This is a genomic window from Microcystis sp. LEGE 00066 (assembly GCF_015207925.1).
In the GTDB taxonomy this organism is placed as follows: domain Bacteria; phylum Cyanobacteriota; class Cyanobacteriia; order Cyanobacteriales; family Microcystaceae; genus Microcystis; species Microcystis ichthyoblabe_A.
In genome coordinates, this window is the sequence record NZ_JADEVX010000255.1 from 1 (window position 1) to 4,725 (window position 4,725).

Annotated in this window: 2 protein-coding genes and 1 pseudogene; all 3 read left to right on the forward strand. The window is 37.5% G+C overall.

The window, feature by feature from the left end; translation table 11 throughout:
* Nucleotides 1–102, forward strand: a pseudogene (locus IQ224_RS21710) (IS5/IS1182 family transposase); the annotation flags it as partial.
* Nucleotides 103–428: 326 nt separating this feature from the next.
* A complete protein-coding gene (locus IQ224_RS21715; protein WP_228036348.1) occupies nucleotides 429–4,436 on the forward strand; it encodes a DUF3110 domain-containing protein in 4,008 nt (1,335 codons plus the stop codon).
* Nucleotides 4,437–4,502: 66 nt separating this feature from the next.
* Nucleotides 4,503–4,725 (forward strand): transposase (locus tag IQ224_RS21720; RefSeq protein ID WP_194033485.1); only part of this gene is annotated, 223 nt, incomplete at its 3' end.

Consider the following 4,725-nt stretch of genomic DNA (forward strand, 5'->3'; position numbering starts at 1 on the left):
TCCTGTAAATATCGGAATCGTCGTCGAAGATATAGTTTAAGAGTTAACTTGTTGGCGGCTATTTATAACTGTGAGTTAGGGATAGGTATAGCAGCTTCTTAAAAGTTGCCTAAAGATTAATCAAGTCAAGGAGAATTTATTCTCAATTTTTATAATTGAGATAGTTTGTGCCGCTTAAATAAAGAGGTTTTGATAACCAAATTAAAGCAGCTCTAAATAGTTTTGAGTTAAAAGTTAAACTTCAAGTTTTCATTCAGGACGAATGTACTGATTAACTAATTTTTTGGGGAAAATTAGTTAACCCATCATTATAACATATAATTAATTTGCAAGAGTTCTAATTATGTCCAATTTTTTACGGAATGGCGAATCAAGGTGTTGTAGTTCTGATAAGTTTCGTGGTTTAGAAGTGATAAGGAGTCTAAATTATGTTTGAACGGTTTACAGAGAAAGGGATTAAGGTAATTATGTTAGCGCAGGAGGAAGCGCGTCGCTTGGGGCATAATTTTGTAGGAGCGGAATTTATATTTTTAGGGTTAATCGGTGAAGCATCAGGAATTGCGTCGCAAGTTTTAAGACAGCAGGGAATAACGCTAAAAAATGCTCGGATTGAAGTTGAAAAAATTCTAGGAAAGGGTTCAGGAATTAGTCCAGAAATGAATCCTGTAGATATTCCTTTTACAGAGTCGGCAAAACTCGTTTTAAACAGTGCATTATCATTTGCTGATAAATTAGGGAGTGAATCTATTGATACAGAGCATTTACTGATTGGGATTTTTCAAGAGGGGGAAAGTACAGCGATAATTTTACAAAATTTACAGGTTAATCTAAAAGATTTAACTGTTTCTTTGACTCAGTATTTTCAGCAGCAACCCTCTAATCAGTTACCTCAAACTGTTTATGTTCTGCTTTACAATGTGGGAACAGATGATGAGGGTATTCATACTATAAGCACAGGCAATAAGGATACAATATTAATATTTGAGACTCAAGAAGATGCGGCTACTTTCGCACGACGATTAGGGGAGCAGAATTTTCCTGTACCGAGTGTTGAAGCAATAGAATATGAGGATATTTTGGGATTTTGTCAGCAACAGGGTGATGATTGGGAATTTGTAGCGCAAGGAACAAATAGAACTCCTCCTTCTCAAAATCAAACGATAAATCAGCAAAATAATTTTGTAGATCAATCGTCACAAGGATTAACTCTTAATACTGAAATACCTAACCAGCAAGAATATGTAAGATTCTTAATGGAGACATTACGAAAAATTTCTGAAAATCCTAATCCTCAAGTTATTTATCCCTTCTGGGCGCAAAATTTGGATAAACTGGATGATAATTTAGCGCGAATTCTAGACAGTTTAGCGAGAAAGACATTAACGCAAGCCGCGCAAGAACAAGCCTATGCTTTCGCTGTTGTGGTTATTGGCAATTTCATTAACTTAATCCGACAATTTCCCCTCGGTGACATCGCCGCTCACAAAGAAATTGCCATTACGGGTTATGAAATAGCCTTAACTATCTTCACTTTTGAAGCATTTCCCCAAGATTGGGCAATGACACAGAATAATCTCGCTAATGCTTACTGTGACAGAATCAGAGGGGAGAAAGCCGAGAATTTGGAAAGGGCAATCGCCGCTTACCAGGAAGCTTTGAAAGTTTATACTTTTGACGAATTTCCCCAACAATGGTCAGACACACAGAACAATCTCGCCATTGCTTACCGTAACAGAATCAGAGGAGATAAAGCCGAGAATTTAGAAAGATCGATCGCCGCTTATCAGGAATCCTTGAAAGTGAGGACTTTTGACGCATTTCCCAAAGCTTACTTAAACCTGATTAATCAGCTATTATCCTGCAATGATGGCGATGAACCTCGCATTATGCAGGAAAATCAGGAATTGCTGGATGAGGGGTTGGTACAGGTAATGGTAGCCGTAGCGCAACAATACGGGAATGCAGGAAGGGAAAATGAGGCACGATGGCTGATATATATAGCGCAACAGTTAGCGGAAGATTTAGAGATATGGTCGGATGAAACAACAGAAAAGGTAAATACCGATCAAGATTATCTAACATTTTTTGGAGAGGTATTGCAATTGCTTACTAACGATCCAGATATAAATATCAAAATCATTTATCCTTTTTTTGAAAAAAATTTAGATAAACTAGATGAAAACCTAATAGCTGTTCTAGATAATTTTGTAAGAAATATATTATTGCCATCTGCTGACTCGGAAACAGCTAGAACTATTACAGCGTCGATTGTTAACTTTAGTCGTCTTATTCAAGAGTTTCCTCATGGTGATATTTCTATGAATCAAGAAATTGCCATAGCTGGTAATGAGCTTGTCTTAACAATTGATAATGATCCTATTGATCGAGCACTGACACAAAACAATCTTGGGATTGCCTATCGTAACAGAATAAAAGGAGACAAAGCTGAGAATTTAGAAATAGCGATCTCTTTGTATAATGAAGCATTGAGGATTAGAACCTTTGATGCTTTTCCACAAAACTGGGCAGCGACCAAAAATAATCTGGCTAATGTTTATCGTGAAAGGATTATGGGGGATAAAGCCGATAATTTAGATAAGGCAATCGCTACCTATACCGAAGTCTTAAAGGTTTATACTTTTGAGGCATTTCCCAAACAATGGGCAGAGATACAGAATAATCTCGCCTTAGCTTATAGTGACAGAATCAGAGGAGAGAAAGCTGAGAATTTAGAAAGAGCGATCGCTACTTACAAAGAAGTTCTCAAAGTTTATACTTTTGATAGTTTCCCTGAAAAATGGGCATACATACAAAATCTTTTGGGTGCAACTTATGCCACAAGAATAAAAGGCAATAAGGTGGAAAATTTAGAACAAGCGATCGCCTACTACCAAGAAGCTTTGAAAGTGAGGACTTTTGACGCATTTCCCAAACAATGGGCAATGACACAGAGTAATCTCGCTCTTGCTTATTCTTACAGGATACTGGGAGATAAAGATGATAATATTGAAAAAGCAATCAATACTTATGCAGTAGCTGAACAGGTTATTACGTTTGATACTGATTCTGAATCATGGGCAATCATACAAAATAATTTGGGAATTGCTTACTATGAAAGAATCCGAGGTGATAAAGCTGAAAATCTAGAAAAAGCTCTCGAAGTTTATGAAAGCTCACTCAAAATCAGAACTTTTGAACAATTTCCTGAATATTGGGCAGATACGCAACATAATCTCGGGAATACTTACCGTCAGAGAATTAAAGGTGATAAAGCTGAAAACATCGAAAAATCCATTGAAGCCTATACAAATGCCCTAAAAGTCAGAACTTTTGAAAATTCACCACTTTTGTGGGCAGAAACACGAAATAGTCTCGGTAACGCTTACTGCCAAAGAAAGGTAGGCAACAAAGCTGAGAATTTAAAAAAAGCAATCACACTTTTTACCGATGCCTTAAAAATTTGGACAAACGAAAATAATTTGTTCAGTTGTTTAATGGTTGCTAGTAATTTAGCTAACTTATACTATAATGAAGAACAATGGCAACCTGCCACAGAAGCCTATCATATCGCCATTGAAGCCGTCGAAAATGCTCGCTTAGAGGCACTTAACCCCCGCAGTCGTGAACAAACCCTCTCTCATGCCATTGAGGTTTTCCATCGCATTGTGCAAGCATATCTTAATTTCAATCAGCCTGAGAAGGCATTAGAATATATCGAACGCAGTAAAGGGCGTAATCTGGTGGAATTAATCACCCAGAAAAATCTCCATCCCCAGGGTGTTATTCCAGAAATCATCGCTCAATTAAATGAATTAAAGCAAAGAGTCGTTAACGAGCAAATTCGCTTACAACATCAAAGCATTAACCAGAAGCTAATGCAGAGTGATAACCTAACTCCCTACGTTCAAGATCACAGTTATCTGAAGGAATATCAACAAGACTTAGATAATTTTATTGCAAGAGAAATTAAAGATCCTCTCTTTAGCCTCACTCAAAAAGTTGAGCCGATCGCATTTTCAGAGATTCAAGCTTTAACTGATGCCGAAACTTGTCTGCTGCAATGGTACATTACAGGGGAGAAAATACTCGCTTTTGTCGTGTCTGCTGAGGGAGAGGTTAAAGTTTGGCAATCTTCCGAGGATGATAAAAATCAATTATTTGATACAATCAACAATTATCGAGAGCTTTACTACTCCAAAAATGGCAAACAAGAATGGAGAAATCAACTGTCTAACCTCTTACAGACTTTTGCTGATATTCTGCATATTAACGATATTCTTGCCCTGATTCCCGATAATTGTCAACGCTTAATTATTATTCCCCATTGGTTTCTGCATATCTTACCCTTACACGCCTTACCTGTTGATCCCCCCCAACCCCCCTTAAAAAGCTATCCATTAGTCAGATCTTTCTTAACAAAAAGAGAAGAAACTTAAAAAAAGGGGAAACGATTGATAGGTATAGTTTTGAAAGAAGGAATTAAGGTGGAGGTAAGCAAAAAAATGGAGAAATGGGCAGCCCAAGAATTACAATATGCAGACCTAGGGGACACCAGAAGAAAGAAAAGGTTAATCAGTATCGTAGAAAACTTGGCCAGTCAACCTAGTACAAGTGTGCCACAAGCTTCGGGAAATCTAGCCGCAGCGAGGGCCACCTACGACTTTTGGAATTCCCCCTATTTTCACCCCTCAGATATAATTGCCGCCCAAGCTAAAAGTACAGTAG